The following is a 15,929-nucleotide window of genomic DNA, read 5'->3' as shown; positions in this document are numbered from 1 at the left end:
TGCTTCCTTTTCTAAAAAGGAGTATGCGTGTAGATGGTTTTTTATTATGAGAAAATAAAAAAGGCAGTGGATAATATCAATTTGGCCCAGAGCATGGAGGGTTTTGGGCTGTAAAAAGCAAGGATACATCAGCTATAATTTGTTAGGGCAGGTGTTAATAAATACAAGGGGTTAATTTTTACTTGTAAATGTAGTAAAATATACGTTTGAAGAAGAAAATGCATATTAAAGGATGAGATTGAATGATAAGTACAAATGGTGTTACCCTGCGATATGGGAAACGCGCTTTGTTTGAAGATGTAAATATCAAGTTCACACCTGGTAACTGCTATGGATTAATTGGGGCAAATGGAGCTGGTAAGTCTACATTTCTGAAGATTTTATCCGGCGAAATTGAACCAAACAACGGAGAGGTTATTTTAACTCCTGGAGAACGTCTTGCCGTTTTAAAGCAAAATCATTATGAGTTCGATGAATGCGAAGTCTTGAAAACGGTAATGATGGGTCATAGAAGATTGTTTGATATCATGGAAGAGAAAAATGCTCTGTACATGAAAGAAGATTTCTCTGAAGCAGACGGGATTCGTGCGTCTGAATTGGAAGGAGAATTCGAAGACTTGAATGGTTGGCAAGCAGAATCTGATGCCGCTGCTCTACTAATTGGCCTAGGAATTCCTGCTGAATTCCATGATAAGAAAATGCTAGAGCTTGACGGAAATCTGAAAGTTCGTGTCTTGCTGGCACAAGCATTGTTTGGTAACCCTGACATCCTTCTACTCGATGAGCCTACCAACCACTTGGACATCGAATCCATTCGTTGGCTAGAAAACTTCTTAGCTAATTATGAAAATACTGTTATTGTTGTATCCCATGACCGTCACTTCTTAAACCAAGTATGTACGCATATTGCTGATATTGACTTTGGTAAGATTCAAATGTATGTGGGGAACTACGATTTCTGGTATGAATCTAGCCAGCTAGCTCTTAAGTTAATGAGAGAGCAAAATAAGAAAAAAGAAGAGAAAATTAAAGAATTGGAAAGCTTTATTGCGCGCTTTAGCGCCAATGCTTCTAAATCAAAACAAGCAACCTCTCGTAAGAAGATGTTGGATAAAATTTCGTTGGATGATATCAAGCCTTCCAGCCGCCGTTATCCATTTATTAACTTCAAGCCGGAGCGAGAAGCAGGTAAAAATATTTTGGAAATAGAAGGCTTATCCAAGACTCTTGAAGGTGAAAAGCTTTTCGAAAATACACACCTTATTATCAACAAGGGTGATAAGATAGCGCTAGTGGGCCCAAATGGTCACGTAAAAACAGCCTTGTTCCAAATTTTAATGGGTGAAATGGAAGCAGACAGTGGAACATTCTCTTGGGGTGTTACAACCACTCAGGCATATTTCCCGAAAGATAACTCTGAGTACTTTGATGGATGCGATTTATCCTTGGTTGATTGGTTGCGTCAATACTCCAAAAATCAAGACGAGACATTCTTGCGCGGCTTCTTAGGCAGAATGCTGTTCTCTGGCGAAGAAGCACTGAAAAAAGCTAATGTTTTGTCCGGTGGAGAGAAAGTGCGTTGCATGCTGTCCAAAATGATGATGGTGGGCGGAAATGTTCTCCTATTAGATGAGCCTACTAACCACTTGGATTTGGAATCTATTACAGCATTAAATAATGGTTTAATTGAATATGATGGTACGATGCTGTTTGTTTCTCATGACCATCAGTTTGTTCAAACCATTGCCAACCGGATCATTGAGATTACTCCAAATGGTATCATTGATAAAATGATGACATACGATGAATATCTGGAAAGCGAAGAAATCAAACAGCTTCGCGAAAAATTGTACAGCGAGTAATGAAAAAGAAAAGAGGGTTAACCAATCAAGGTTAACCCTTTTACTAAAAGCTGGAGGGCATCAATGACGACGTTGCACGGTATCTGGTTACCAGATGCTTTTTTTCTTTTCTGTTTGCGCGGCGGCGAGATTGTACCCGTCAGTAATTGGATGGAACAATTGTCGACCGAACAACAGATGAAATTGATGAAGTCTGGAAAAGTGGGCATCCGTACCTTTCAAGTTCCATATTGGTTTGATCAAGGGGAGTATTACCCGTCCAATAAGCCAAAATTGATGGTACAACAGATTAATGGACTAAGTATAGCTATGAAGGAAGCTTTACCATTCCTGTGGCAAACAGACGAAGCAATGCTACAGCATAGCGGTTTTTTGCTAGGTGATAGCTTGCATTACTACCAAAAGGTAGCTCAATTTGCCCTGCAAATGCTATGGCATGCAAATATCCGGCCGGGTGTTAAGGTACGTAAAGGAAAACGGTACGGCTATGCAGAAGCAGACGCTATTTGGGATGTAGATTTGACCAAGGAAGAAGTGCGCACATTTTCACACACCTTGGCGCTTGCAATGCCGGCTATCTGTCGAGCGTATGACCCACAGAAGACAGGTGGAAGCGACATTATGACAGATCCGCACAACATTCAGGCGGATTTTTTACAAAATGCAATACAAACTACGATACATGACTGGCTGGATATGGAAAGCGAAGAGCTGCGACAACAGCTTAGCAAGGGGAAGGGAGATTTCTCCTTGCAATGGCTACGGGGATTACTAACTCGGATAACGGAGCCTATTGAGGGTACAACGAAGGAGCTGCAAAGCTTTAAACAGCAAGTAGATTTGTGGACAAAAGGAGAAGGACGTAACAAGCGGGATTGTGTGGGACAGTATGCAATGCGCCTATACTTACGTCTGGAACCACCTCAGCAGATCGAAGTAGAAGCAGAAGAGTCCATTTTTACATTGCATGTGTATCTACAACCTGTCACAGAACCATCTCGGCTTATTTCAGCTAAGGATATCTGGTTAGGGTCTGGTGAGGCTACAGCCTTTTTCGGAAAGGATCTGGGTAGGGCTCAAGAATTCTTGCTGGAGCAATTGGGATGCGCGTCGATACTAATGCCAGCGTTAGAAGAAACGCTACGCCAAGCATTAGTGGAGCAAATACAGCTTCCTGTGCAAGAGGCCTTTCATTTTTTACAAGAGATAGCTCCACGGTTGCAGGCAGAAGGAGTTGGTGTTCAATTACCTTCTTGGTGGGTAAAGCGTGGACGCAAACGACTAGGCTTAAAGCTTAGAGTTATGCAGGATCACTCACTCTATGCAGCGGATTCCTCTGCTGTTATTCATCGTTTAGGCTTACATGAAATCGTTCGTTTTGATGCGAAAGCAGCTTTAGGTGACCAGGAAATCAGCTTGGCCGAACTGGAGAAAATTGCCGATTCAAAGCTCCCTTTTATCCAATTACGCGGGGAGTGGACTGAGGTAAATCAGGAATCGGTTAAACGGATGCTGCAATATTTAAAACAGGCTGAGCAAGATGAAATCACGCTGCATGATATGCTTTACTTAATGGCTGAGCTGGAAGCAAGTGATGAATGGGAAGATATCCCTGTAGTTGATTTCGAACTTCCTACAGCTCTTGATGACTTATTACATGGACGACTTGAACAGAATTTAGATCATATTGACACCCCAATGGGACTGCAAGGAGTATTGCGTCCTTACCAAAAACGTGGGTATGCTTGGCTTCAGCTTATGTCCAAATTAGGCTTTGGCGTCTGTTTGGCAGATGATATGGGTCTAGGAAAAACCATTCAGATGATTACAGTTTTGATGGCGGAGAAGCTATCTGCACCGGCTATAATCGTGTGCCCGACCTCATTGATGAATAATTGGAGTAAAGAGATAGAGAGATTTGCCCCAACACTACGGGTGTATACGCACCATGGACCAGAACGCTTGCACCAAAATGAACTGCAAGCAAAAGTAGCTGAACATGATGTTGTGATTACATCTTATTCCTTAGTCAACCGTGATTTAGCTGATTTAATGGAAATCAAATGGTCCTACTTGGTGTTAGATGAGGCTCAGAATATCAAAAACAGTAAAAGTAAACAGGCGAGAAGCGCCATGAAAATACATGCTCAGCATCGAATTGCGATGACGGGTACACCAATTGAAAATCGGCTAAGTGAGCTTTGGTCGATCTTCCAGTTTTTAAATCCGGGTTATTTAGGCACTTTAACGCAATTTCGTACACAATTTACGTTGCCTATTGAAAGGTATCGCGAGCAGGAACGTATGGAATCTCTGCGAAAATTAGTAAAGCCCTTTATTTTGCGGCGGTTGAAAACAGACCCTACCATTATTGTGGATTTACCAGAAAAAATTGAAAGCAAAACGTATTGCACACTGTCAGAGGAACAGGCTAGCTTGTATCAAGCAGCCGTTAATCATATGATGCAAAAAATCAATTCGGTAGAAGGAATGCAACGTCGTGGATATGTTCTTGCTACGTTAACTCATCTTAAACAAATCTGTGACCATCCAGCCCTCTATTTACACCAGTCTGCCGATCATTTAGAGCGTCGTTCTGGTAAGGTACGGCGGGTAACCGAACTTGTTCACGATATAATGGAACAGCAGGAGGCCGTGTTGCTGTTTACGCAATATGTAGACATGGGGAGCATGCTTGCAAAGCATTTTCGTGAGGTTTTACAAGAGGAGGTTCTCTTCTTACATGGAGGGATTAGTAAACAAGAGCGGGATGATATGATAGATCGCTTTCAGTCTGGTATGGGACCGCGAATCTTTATTTTGTCATTAAAAGCTGGCGGTGTCGGTCTTAACCTGACCAGAGCAAATCATGTGATTCATTTTGATCGGTGGTGGAATCCTGCTGTCGAAAACCAGGCAACCGATCGGGCATATCGCATTGGGCAAAAGAAAAATGTACATGTCCACCGATTAATTTGTCAGGGAACGCTAGAGGAGCGCATTGATCAGTTAATGGAATCAAAGCGGGAATTGGCAGAGCAGGTGATCCACTCTGGTGAACAATGGATTACCGAGTTATCAGCAAATGAGCTACACTCCTTATTTGAGCTACGTGAGGATTTGATCTGCCAAGAGGAGGATGATTTGTTGTGAAGCCGCAAAAATCGAACGTACAGATTGAGTGGATCGCTCGCTTGAAGGAATTGATTCGAAAAGCAGGTGGGGCACAGCGAAATCAGCGTGGACGTACGAAAGCCAAAGAAGGCGGAGTATTAGAGTGGAGAGCCGTTGAGGCTGGTATAAAAGCAAAAGTGACAGGGGCAAATCAGGTGCACTACACGGTCTCACTTAGCCCCAAAAAACCGGTGCATGTAGGGCGTGAAAAAGCATTGGACTTAATCAGACAGTCGCCTCTTTTTACAGCTCAGCTATTAGGCGGGACATTTTCTGGGGAACTGGCTGCCCATTTCGCCGATCAAAAATTGGAGGTTCTTCCAGACTCATTAGAGGAATGGAATGCTCACTGTAGTTGTCCAGATGTGGTTGGTTATTGCAAACATGTATATGCTCTGTATTATCAACTGCTCGCTGAAGCGGAAGAGGACCCATTTGTATTTTTAGCATTTCTTGGGCTACAGTGTGCTGATATTATAGGTGGATTTCGGGAGCAGTGGTTGCCACACAGTAAAGCCTATTCGGGAGAGGGAATGGGCCAACAGGAAATTACGAGTCTACCAGAGCCGACCAATCCGTCTGAATTGCTACATACAGGTATAGACGAGGAAGTGGGTGCTGTGTTTTTACGCAGAGCGGTTGACCACGGCACCTTTTTTCAGACCGCTCCTCATTTTTCTGCGATGACAAATTCTTTTACGCAAGAAAATATACTACCTGAGCAATTACTTCTAATCTGGGGACCGCCTGCATTTGCCGTCCGCAAAGAAGCCATGATGATTGGAGCCCTACAAGAAGTGTATCGGGTTGTGAGTAAGAAGGCTGGAGAGGAGATAGCTACTTTGCCATGAAAGTGTTTGCGATAAAAGTACCCGATACGTTTTCAGAGGCGGTGTATCGGGAGTTGCTCTCTCTGCTCCCGTTGGACCGTCAGGAAAAAGTAAATCGTTACCTTAAAACGGAGGATAAATGGCGCTCCTTGCTTGGGGAGGTGCTGGTACGGATGCAATTGGCTCAACGAATGGGGATTTTGCCAGAAGAGATTCGCTATGAGACCAATCCATACGGAAAGCCCTTTGTTACGGGAGAAGGTGCGTGCGAATTTAATGTGTCGCATTCAGCTAGCTGGGTAGTTGCTGCTTTTAGTGCCAGTCCAATTGGTATTGATGTTCAACAAATCAAACCCATTAATCTACAAATTGCTGACCGATTTTTTTCTGAACAAGAGCGTCAGAATTTGTTCCAGCTCCCTGAGGCGAACCAAATAAAAGGTTTTTTTAGTTATTGGGCGTATAAAGAAAGCTATATAAAAGCCGTGGGGAAGGGACTTTCACTGCCGCTTGATTCTTTTACGATTCAGCAGGAGGCCTTAGACAGAGCGACGGTATACGCTGATAACATACCGACTGGTTATCATTGTAGAGCCTATCACGTAGATGAGATGTATAAAGTTGCCGTATGTACAAAGCAGGATCAATTTTGTGAGGAAATTACAATTGTAGAAATAGAAGAGTTGACTAGCAAGCTCTTACAAGCATAAATGGAACAACAAGAGGAAAGGGTTATCACATGTTTATGGGATAACCCTTTTTTTGTCGAATAAAGTCTCAAACTCTCTATTTTTGTTTACAAAGTTTCGAAAATTACGATAATATTTATAGATATTGAGCATAAGGTAAAACTATCACCCCTATTTGTAGGATATGAAGGAGGTTTTCCCATGATTTATGCAAATCCGAATCAATCAGGAGCCAAGGTAGCGTTTAAAAGTAGATATGATAATTATATAGGTGGTAAATGGGTAGCGCCTACTCATGGAGAATATTTTGAAAATGTTACTCCCATTACAGGTAAAGTCTTTTGTGAAATAGCCAGATCGAGTGCTGAAGATATTGAGCTTGCACTTGATGCAGCTCATGCGGCGAAGGAAGCGTGGGGCCGTACTTCTCCAGCAGAACGCGCAAACATTTTAAATAAGATAGCTGATCGAATAGAGGCTAATCTAGAGATGCTTGCGGTAGCTGAAACATGGGAAAATGGAAAACCTGTGAGAGAAACGCTAGCAGCAGATATTCCACTTGGAGTTGATCATTTCCGTTATTTTGCAGGTTGTTTACGCTCGCAGGAAAGCTCAATCAGTCAAATTGACCATGACACTGTTGCCTATCATTTTCATGAGCCACTTGGTGTAGTTGGGCAAATTATACCTTGGAACTTCCCGTTGTTAATGGCTATATGGAAGCTAGCACCGGCACTCGCAGCAGGTAATTGCGTGGTGCTCAAGCCAGCCGAGCAAACACCGGCCTCAATTCTAGTGCTCATGGAATTAATTGGTGATTTATTACCTCCAGGGGTAGTTAATGTGGTCAATGGTTTTGGGTTGGAAGCAGGTAAACCGCTCGCCTCTAGTAATCGTATTGCTAAGGTTGCGTTTACAGGTGAAACGACTACAGGAAGACTGATCATGCAATATGCTTCACAAAATATCATTCCTGTGACATTGGAGTTAGGTGGTAAATCGCCAAATATATTCTTTGCAGACGTATGCGCAAAGGATGATGCGTTTTTAAACAAGGCAATTGAAGGATTTGTCTTGTTTGCGCTCAATCAAGGAGAGGTTTGCACATGCCCATCCCGTGCGCTTATTCAGGAATCTATCTATGATCAATTTATGGAGAAAGCACTTGCACGGGTAGCTTCTATCAAACAAGGAAATCCATTGGACACAGAAACGATGATTGGTGCTCAGGCCTCCTTTGAGCAAGTAGAAAAAATTCTGTCCTATTTAGAAATAGGAAAAGCTGAAGGGGCAGAGTGTCTAATCGGTGGAGAACGAAATTTGCTGGGAGGAGAGTTGAAAGAAGGATATTATGTTAAGCCGACTGTGTTTAAAGGACACAATCGAATGAGAATCTTCCAAGAAGAGATTTTTGGCCCGGTAGTGAGCGTGACGACATTCTCCGATCCTGAGGAAGCATTGTCGATTGCAAATGACACTTTATATGGACTAGGGGCAGGTGTATGGACACGGGATATCAACCAAGCATACCGTTTTGGACGTTCTATTGAAGCGGGACGTGTGTGGACGAATTGCTATCATGCCTATCCAGCACATGCGGCCTTTGGCGGGTATAAAGTATCTGGAATCGGACGCGAAAATCATAAAATGATGCTGGCACATTATCAGCAAACTAAAAATATCCTAGTAAGCTACAGTGACCAAGCACTCGGGTTCTTTTAAACAAGCATAGAAAAATAATAGCCAAACAACATGAGATGAGGGGATATCATGGGAATGCAGCCAAAGGTGTTGGCAACAGAAGCTGCGCTTGCTTTAATCGAAAAGCTTACAGCCAAATATGGTCCCCTCTTGTTTCATCAATCTGGGGGCTGTTGCGATGGTAGTTCTCCGATGTGTTATCCTGTGGGGGAACTATTAATCGGCGATCATGATGTACTGCTTGGAGAGATTGGAAATACGCCTTTTTATATGAGTGAAGCCCAGTATGAATATTGGAAGCACACCCAACTGATTATTGATGTGGTTCCTGGACGCGGAGGAATGTTTTCGTTGGAGGGACCAGAGGGTGTTAGATTTTTAACACGCTCTAGATTGTTTACAGAAGAATAGGATTTGTTATACAAAGAGAAATGCTAATGATTAGTAAGTAGGATATAGACAGTAAAAGGCTTGATCGTATGAACGATCGAGTCTTTTTTTTGGGGAATGAGATATCAGATGATTCTTTTTGTACAAAAAAATCCTTCAGTTTGTCCATTGTCATTATGGAAGCTAGTGGACTATAATCATAAAAGTGAAAATGAGAATCACTTTCATTAAATTGTAAGATCAGGAGGAGTTTCTTCCCATGGTCACGTGGAAGAAGCCATTTGGTCATGCATTTGTACATATCAGTACCCATTACATATTACATTGATGAAAAGGTGGCACGAATGAGTCAAAAGGCCAATGTAAGTAAAGCAGTTACAGAGCTCGATCACATCAATGTGAGATCTCGTCCTTGGGTAGTTACATTGATCATAATCGGTGGTTTGAGCTTGCTTGTATTAGCAATTATTTTATCCGTTTCCTTTGGGGCAGCCGATATTCATTTTTTCGTTGTCTGGGAATCTATTTTTGCCTTTAATCCAGAAATGACCCAGCATCAGATCATCCAGGAGCTTCGCTTGCCACGGGTCCTTGGAGGAGCTATGGTGGGGGCTTGTTTTGCTGTTGCAGGAGCAATTATGCAAGGAATGACCCGTAATCCATTAGCAGATTCTGGCTTGTTAGGGATTAATGCTGGAGCTGGGTTTGCTCTGGCACTTTGTTTTGCCTTCTTTCCAGGTCTGCCATTTATGTATTTGATCATGTGGTCGTTTCTTGGTGCAGGCTTAGGAGCCGGAATGGTATACGGGATTGGCTCGCTGGCTAAAGGGGGATTAACACCAGTTCGTCTTGTGTTAGCAGGTGCAGCATTAAGTGCCTTATTATCGGCACTTAGCGAAGGGATTGCCCTATATTTTCGGATCGGTCAGGACTTAGCATTTTGGTATGCTGGGGGCGTGGCAGGGACGAAGTGGGTACAGCTTCAGATTATGTTTCCTTGGATTGCTGTTTCTATTATAGGTGCGATTGCTTTATCGCGTTCCATTACCATGCTTAGTCTAGGTGAGGATGTTGCAAGAGGACTTGGTCAGAAAACCCTCTTGGTAAAGCTGATGGGGACTCTTCTTGTGTTGATTCTAGCAGGTGCTGCGGTGTCGATCGTCGGCGCGGTAGGTTTTGTTGGGCTTATTATCCCTCATCTAACCCGTTATATAGTGGGTGTCGATTATCGCTACATCATTCCATGCTCAGCTATACTTGGAAGTTTACTAGTGGTATTCGCTGATTTAGCTGCTAGAATGATTAACCCTCCCTTTGAGACCCCGCTTGGTGCCTTAATCGCCCTGATAGGTGTTCCGTTCTTTCTCTATCTGGCACGTAAGGAAAGGAGGGAGCTGTAAGCTATGCAAAGTGTAACAGCTACGAAAACAGAACGGCTTAAATCAAAACATGGGTTCACGGCGATCGCTATTTTAAGCATTTTGATTGTCATTGCCTTTATTTTCAGTATGAATACGGGATTTATCCGATTGTCTCCACTGGAGCTATTACAGACGCTGTTTGGAGCAGGTACAGATAAGCAGAATCTAATTCTGTTTGAATTTCGCCTTCCACGTATTGTGATTTCGCTCTTGATTGGTGCGGGTTTAGCTGTGTCAGGCTGTGTGATGCAGGGAATCTCGCGTAATGCATTGGCTGATCCTGGTATTCTCGGTATAAATGCGGGTGCTGGTTTGATGGTAATGCTATTTATTTCTTTTTACCCAACAACAGCAGCTGCGCCGATCTTTTTATTACCTGTTCTAGCTTTGATTGGTGCAGGCTTGACTGCGGCGCTTATCTACTCACTTGCCTACAAGCGATATGAGGGACTTTCAACCACGAGACTGTTACTTAGTGGGATTGCGGTTGCTGCAGGGATAAGTGCTGCCATGATCGTTTTGACATTAAAAATCAGCCCGGAGAAATATCAGTTTGTAGCAACATGGTTAGCAGGGAGTATATGGGGAACTGACTGGAAGTTTGTGTTGTCTTTACTCCCGTGGATTTTACTATTACTACCATACGTGTACTATAAGGCACGAGTCATGAACGTACTAACCCTTGGTGAACAAGCTGCTGTCGGACTTGGCGTGTCTGTATCAAGGGAACAGCTAGCGTTGATAGCTGCGGCAGTCGGACTTGCTGGTTCTTGTGTCGCAGTAAGTGGGGGAATTGGCTTTGTAGGGCTAATTGGTCCGCATCTGGCACGGAGATTGGTTGGTCCACGACATCAGATATTGATTCCCACGGCAGCTCTAGCTGGAGCATTGCTTGTCATCACGGCAGATACGATTGGAAGATGGATGCTACAGCCATCAGAAATACCGACTGGAATTGTGGTAGCTGTTATTGGAGCACCTTATTTTCTCTATCTGTTGGCGCGATCGAAAGCATAGCATGACGATCTACATACTTTGGTGATGAAGACAAAGAAGGGGGCTTTATTGAAAAATATGATAAAACGTTTCTTTGCCTATTATGTTCCTTATAAGAAATTGTTTATGCTGGACTTTGGCTGCGCGGTCATTGCTGGTTTATTAGAGCTTTGTTTCCCACTTGCAGTTAATTATTTTGTTGACGATCTGTTGCCAGGCGGGAAATGGGATATTATTTTATGGGCATCGCTTGGTTTGCTAGGCATTTATGCCTTGAATACTTTTTTACTCTATATTGTCAACTATTGGGGTCATACGCTGGGTATCAACATTGAGACCGATATGCGTAAGAAACTATTCGATCATATACAGAAGTTGTCATTTCGTTTTTTTGATAACAACAAAACAGGTCATCTGATGTCGAGATTAACCAATGACATGAATCAAATTGGCGAGATGGCCCATCATGGACCAGAAGATTTGTTCGTAGCGCTGATGACCTTGATAGGTTCCTTTACGTTAATGTTACTTATCCATTGGAAACTCGCTGTGTTTACCTTTGTGGTCATCCCGATCATTATTTGGTTTGTTGTTTACTTTAACAAAAAAATGACCGAAGCCATTCACCAATTGTTTACTGATATTGGAGATTTTAATGCGCGAGTAGAGGACAATGTTGGTGGCATTCGTGTTGTGAAAGCTTTTTCAAATGAGGAGCATGAGAGAAAGAAGTTTGCCGTAAATAATAGTAGATTTCGTGTAACGAAGCTAGTCTCCTATAAACTTATTGCCAAAAATGGATCGATTAGTTATATGATGATGCGATTTATAACGGTTTTTGTGATGGTATGCGGCACATGGTACGTCATTAATAATGAACTTACGTACGGTGAATTTATCGGCTTTTTGCTCTTAACCAATGTCTTTTTCCGACCGATTGAGAAAATTAACTCGATCATTGAGAGTTACCCGCAAGGATTTGCTGGATTCAAACGGTACGTTGAATTGCTAGATACGGAACCCGACATCATGGATGCACCGCATGCAGTTGAAATGGGAGCATTTAGAGAGGCAATCCGTTTTGAAAATGTTTCGTTTGGGTATGAGAATCAAACAAAGGTACTAAATAACGTTCAGTTAACCATTAACAAGGGAGAGACAGTAGCCTTTGTGGGTCCATCTGGGGCGGGGAAAACAACCCTGTGCAGCTTACTCCCGCGCTTTTATGAAGTACAAGCTGGAAGAATTATGATTGACAACGTGGATATTCGCAATCTTAAGCAAGAATCCTTACGCAGACAAATTGGGATTGTACAGCAGGACGTATTCTTATTTTCGGGGACCATTCGTGAAAATATCCTATACGGAAAGCTACATGCCACAGAGGATGAGATATGGGAGGCAGTTAAAAGAGCAAGGCTTGATGAATTTATTCTGGCTCAACCAGATGGATTGGATACGGCCATTGGGGAGAGGGGTGTTAAGCTTTCAGGAGGACAGAAGCAAAGGCTCTCCATAGCCCGCATTTTTATAAAAAATCCACCAATTCTAATTCTTGACGAAGCCACCTCTGCATTGGATACGGAGACGGAGGTTGCTATTCAGCAGGCGTTGACCGAGCTGTCAGAAGGAAGAACTACGCTAGTGATTGCTCATCGTTTAGCAACGATTAAAAATGCTGATCGAATCGTAGTAGTAGCGGATCAGGGAATTATCGAACAGGGAAGTCACCAACAGCTACTATCGGTGGGAGGCATATACAGTAGACTGCATGAAGCACAGTTTGGAACGTAAAGATTCTATTATTTCTTCAATATCTGTTTGCTACCCGATTTATGTGTGGGATGAAAATGACTAGAAGGTTGGAGATAGGGATATGACTGAACAGTTAGAACTATATGATGTAACGATTATTGGAGGAGGCCCGGCTGGAATGTATACCGCTTTTTACAGTGGTATGCGTGATCTAAAAACAAAATTGATCGAGGCAAAGCCGGAGCTTGGGGGGCGGATGCTCATTTATCCAGAGAAAATGATCTGGGATGTTGGTGGTATGACCCCAATTCTGTGTGAAAAATTAATCGGACAATTGGAACAGCAAGCTAGAACATTCGACCCAACAATCGTACTAGGCCAACAAATTACGGGGCTTTCTCGCCAAGAAGACGGAACGTTTATTCTTACGGCTGCAACTGGTGAGAAGCACCATACGCGCACCATTATTCTAGCAATTGGGTACGGTATATTGACCATGCAAAAGCTAGAGATTGAGGGAGCCGACCGTTACGAGGTCACAAACCTACATTATACCGTTCAAGAATTAGAGGTGTTCCGAGGCAAGCGAGTGCTTATTTCGGGTGGCGGTAACTCTGCTGTAGACTGGGCGAACGAATTAGAACCAATTGCTGAAAAAGTAACGATTGTCCATAGACGTGATCAATTTGGAGGACATGAAAAAAACGTTTCCATTATGAGAGAATCTTCTGTCGATATCCGGACACCTTATGCGGTTACACAGCTTCATAGTAATGGAGAGAACATAGAGCAGGTAACGATTACTCATATGGAAACAGAAGAGACCGAGCGTATCGAGGTGGATGCTGTGATCGTTAATCATGGACTCAAATGTGATTATGGACCGCTAGTCGAATGGGGACTAGAAATGAAGGATGAGCTGGCGGTTGTGAATGGAAAGCTGGAAACCAATATACCTGGTATTTTTGCGGCTGGTGATTTCATCAATTATGATAGTAAAGTTCGGCTAATTGCTGGGGCATTTACGGACGGAGCACTTGCTTTGAACAGTGCGAAGCTGTATATAGACCCAGAGGCACCAAAAGTGGCATACGTTTCTTCGCACAATATTCGCTTTAAAGAAAAGAACAAGCAACTGGGACTGGATGATGATAATTATCGCAACGTATGATAATTGAATTTTCAGCTATGCTTGGAGGATAGTTACACGGGAAAACATTTGAATCATCTTGTAAACAGAAAGCAGATAGACACCAATAGGGAGTGTCTGTCTGCTTTTTGATGTATCGACAAAAAAGTACTGCTGAGCAATAAGGTCAATTCGTATGATTAATGATACGGCTAAAAAACTAGAGCTAACTACACAATGAGCTGGGGGAGAGTTTCCAGCAACCACTCTCTTGTCAGCGCATCTGCATAATTCCATCTCTCTGCTTCTGCCAGATATACGTATCCATTGCGAGCCGCTGGGAGGCTTTTCCATAAAGAGGTGTCCATTAATTCAGCGGTAGCTTGTCTAGACTCTGAATTAGTGGATAAAAGCATGAAAATCCGATCACCAGCATATTGTGGCAAGTCTTCCTCCGAGATTTCCATAAAACCTGAACCTGAATCCAGGATTTCTTGTATTTTGGGTACTGGTTGAAAGCCCAGTGGATGATAAAGTGCTGATGAAAGACCTGTAGTCCCCATGACATACAAATGCTTGCCATGTTCATAGAGAAAGACGGAGGCGGTTTCTCCGGGGGGTATTTTTGAACGTAGCTGCTGCCACATGCTAGTAGCTTTTGTATCATACCAGTCTAACCATTTTTGTGCCTCTTTCTTCTTATCTAATATTTTGCCGAGAGTTTGAATACGTTCAGCAAGTGGCGCAAATGAATTAAAAGTAACCGTAGGGGCAATTCGGGAAATTTTTTTATATTCATTTTCGTCAGCATTAGCGAAAATAATCAAATCAGGCTTGAGAGCCATCGTTTTTTCAGGATTAATAGGCAAGCCGATATCTTGTACTTCAATTCCCCGATCTTTATAGATGGGGTGATCCACTAAAACATAACCTCCACCGACAGCCTTCACGCCTAAAGCTAGCAAATCCCCATATGTTTCGCCATGATAAATGATGCGTTTTGGATGTGTGGGAATATTAACCTCATGACCTGTCCAGTCCTTAATAGCCTTCCCACGCCGCATCATCAGAGCATACTGCTTCGGAGCAATCCCCGTCATTTGGCGAAAGCGGCGGTTGAAATAATACTCATCTGAAAACCCGACTTGGGAAGCAATATCGCGCAGGGGACTGTTGGTATGAGTTAATAATTCCTTCGAATGGTTAATGCGTAGCTCGGTTAAAAAGTCTAGTGGTTTCTTTCCTGTTAATTCCTGGAAGATCGTTGTGTATTTCCAAGAAGCTACATGAGCTAGCTGGGCAAGCTGTTTAACTGTAATGTTGTCCATATAGTTTTGTTTCATATAATGAATCGTGTTTTCTACCGAGAGAGTGGAATGAAACGACTGATTATAATGAAGAGTATGTTCAAACAGAAAGCCTAGCAAATCCTGAAAATAAAGATGCTGTTTAAACCATTCAAGCTCGGAAGAATGGCCGTTTCCCGCATATAACGCTTCGGCGAGACGATGTAAACGTGAGAATGGGTATACCGTTATTTCTTGTTTGTCAGGCAGTATGTTGCCAGAATAAGTGGTATGCTGGGATTCACCTATTTGAATTACGGTAAACGTAATCTGATAGAATTGAATTTCACTATCGTATCCATTTTCAATCTGAACCTTACTCCCTGGGGGAAGGGAATAGCATTTTTCAGGCAATAATTGAAAGACGTCCGTGCCGATATGTACGGTGCTCTTTCCCTTACTAAAAATGAAAAGGGTATGATAATGAGAGGTTTCCATTTCGGACTTCCATCCTACTGGCTTACTAATCATCTCAATAGCTGACAGATGAAAAAGCAAGGAACGGAGTGGAACACAAGTAGATGTAAGCTGAGTCATTCTGTTCTCCTCCTCTTTGGTGAGAATTGTTATCAGTTGTGTTTCATTGTATAAAAAGAAAAGAAGCTTTTCAATCATCTTTGAAAAGCTTCTTCATGT

11 protein-coding genes are annotated in these 15,929 nt (G+C 42.7%); 10 read left to right on the top strand and 1 reads right to left on the bottom strand.

All coding sequences use genetic code 11. The annotated features are described in order from the left end of the window. The first annotated feature begins 242 nt into the window (after nucleotides 1-242). The 10 genes from BRLA_RS13595 to BRLA_RS13550 all read left to right on the top strand — a co-directional run bounded on the left by BRLA_RS13595 (nucleotide 243) and on the right by BRLA_RS13550 (nucleotide 13,989). On the top strand, nucleotides 243-1,862 hold the full coding sequence (locus tag BRLA_RS13595) for an ABC-F family ATP-binding cassette domain-containing protein (protein ID WP_003336041.1): 1,620 nt from the start codon (nucleotides 243-245) through the stop codon (nucleotides 1,860-1,862). Between the two features lie 63 nt (nucleotides 1,863-1,925). Further along, nucleotides 1,926-5,015, top strand: coding sequence for a DEAD/DEAH box helicase (locus BRLA_RS13590; RefSeq protein WP_003336042.1), 3,090 nt, complete (start codon nucleotides 1,926-1,928; stop codon nucleotides 5,013-5,015). Then, nucleotides 5,012-5,887, top strand: a complete 876-nt coding sequence (locus tag BRLA_RS13585) for an SWIM zinc finger family protein (RefSeq protein ID WP_003336043.1) — start codon at nucleotides 5,012-5,014, stop codon at nucleotides 5,885-5,887. The genes BRLA_RS13590 and BRLA_RS13585 overlap by 4 nt, the downstream gene beginning before the upstream one ends. Beyond that, a complete protein-coding gene (locus BRLA_RS13580) occupies nucleotides 5,884-6,576 on the top strand; it encodes a 4'-phosphopantetheinyl transferase family protein (protein ID WP_003336045.1) in 693 nt (230 codons plus the stop codon). Before BRLA_RS13585 ends, BRLA_RS13580 begins: the two co-directional genes overlap by 4 nt. 180 nt (nucleotides 6,577-6,756) lie before the next feature. Continuing rightward, a complete protein-coding gene (gene adh, locus BRLA_RS13575) occupies nucleotides 6,757-8,277 on the top strand; it encodes an aldehyde dehydrogenase (protein ID WP_003336046.1) in 1,521 nt (506 codons plus the stop codon). Nucleotides 8,278-8,325: 48 nt separating this feature from the next. Further along, nucleotides 8,326-8,667 carry a DUF779 domain-containing protein gene (locus BRLA_RS13570; protein ID WP_003336047.1) on the top strand — a complete coding sequence of 114 codons (342 nt, stop codon included), beginning with the start codon at nucleotides 8,326-8,328 and terminating at the stop codon, nucleotides 8,665-8,667. 323 nt (nucleotides 8,668-8,990) lie between these two features. Beyond that, nucleotides 8,991-10,046: a FecCD family ABC transporter permease gene (locus tag BRLA_RS13565; protein ID WP_003336048.1), complete on the top strand. Its 1,056-nt coding sequence runs from the start codon at nucleotides 8,991-8,993 to the stop codon at nucleotides 10,044-10,046. A gap of 3 nt (nucleotides 10,047-10,049) precedes the next feature. Further along, complete coding sequence (locus BRLA_RS13560; protein ID WP_003336049.1) at nucleotides 10,050-11,084, top strand: FecCD family ABC transporter permease; 1,035 nt, start codon at nucleotides 10,050-10,052, stop codon at nucleotides 11,082-11,084. Nucleotides 11,085-11,141: 57 nt separating this feature from the next. Next, complete coding sequence (locus BRLA_RS13555; protein WP_041752608.1) at nucleotides 11,142-12,857, top strand: ABC transporter ATP-binding protein; 1,716 nt, start codon at nucleotides 11,142-11,144, stop codon at nucleotides 12,855-12,857. An 82-nt stretch (nucleotides 12,858-12,939) separates the two neighbouring features. Further along, nucleotides 12,940-13,989, top strand: coding sequence for an NAD(P)/FAD-dependent oxidoreductase (locus BRLA_RS13550; protein WP_003336051.1), 1,050 nt, complete (start codon nucleotides 12,940-12,942; stop codon nucleotides 13,987-13,989). A 188-nt stretch (nucleotides 13,990-14,177) separates the two neighbouring features. Here the strand turns inward: BRLA_RS13550 and BRLA_RS13545 are convergent, their stop codons facing one another. After that, on the bottom strand, nucleotides 14,178-15,830 hold the full coding sequence (locus tag BRLA_RS13545; protein ID WP_003336053.1) for an AraC family transcriptional regulator: 1,653 nt from the start codon (nucleotides 15,828-15,830) through the stop codon (nucleotides 14,178-14,180). Nucleotides 15,831-15,929 lie beyond the last annotated feature (99 nt).

This window comes from Brevibacillus laterosporus LMG 15441, from assembly GCF_000219535.2.
GTDB lineage: Bacteria > Bacillota > Bacilli > Brevibacillales > Brevibacillaceae > Brevibacillus_B > Brevibacillus_B halotolerans.
The sequence above is the reverse complement of the archived record's forward strand: the minus strand, read 5'-3'. Positions and strand labels throughout refer to the sequence as shown.

Excerpts from the sequence above, each read along its gene's own strand:
- BRLA_RS13545 (WP_003336053.1), bottom strand. The coding sequence starts at position 15,830 with ATGACTCAGCTTACATCTACTTGTGTTCCACTCCGTTCCTTGCTTTTT.
- BRLA_RS13590 (WP_003336042.1), top strand. The coding sequence starts at position 1,926 with ATGACGACGTTGCACGGTATCTGGTTACCAGATGCTTTTTTTCTTTTC.
- BRLA_RS13565 (WP_003336048.1), top strand. The coding sequence starts at position 8,991 with ATGAGTCAAAAGGCCAATGTAAGTAAAGCAGTTACAGAGCTCGATCAC.
- BRLA_RS13555 (WP_041752608.1), top strand. The coding sequence starts at position 11,142 with ATGATAAAACGTTTCTTTGCCTATTATGTTCCTTATAAGAAATTGTTT.
- BRLA_RS13580 (WP_003336045.1), top strand. The coding sequence starts at position 5,884 with ATGAAAGTGTTTGCGATAAAAGTACCCGATACGTTTTCAGAGGCGGTG.
- BRLA_RS13550 (WP_003336051.1), top strand. The coding sequence starts at position 12,940 with ATGACTGAACAGTTAGAACTATATGATGTAACGATTATTGGAGGAGGC.
- adh (WP_003336046.1), top strand. The coding sequence starts at position 6,757 with ATGATTTATGCAAATCCGAATCAATCAGGAGCCAAGGTAGCGTTTAAA.
- BRLA_RS13595 (WP_003336041.1), top strand. The coding sequence starts at position 243 with ATGATAAGTACAAATGGTGTTACCCTGCGATATGGGAAACGCGCTTTG.
- BRLA_RS13560 (WP_003336049.1), top strand. The coding sequence starts at position 10,050 with ATGCAAAGTGTAACAGCTACGAAAACAGAACGGCTTAAATCAAAACAT.
- BRLA_RS13570 (WP_003336047.1), top strand. The coding sequence starts at position 8,326 with ATGGGAATGCAGCCAAAGGTGTTGGCAACAGAAGCTGCGCTTGCTTTA.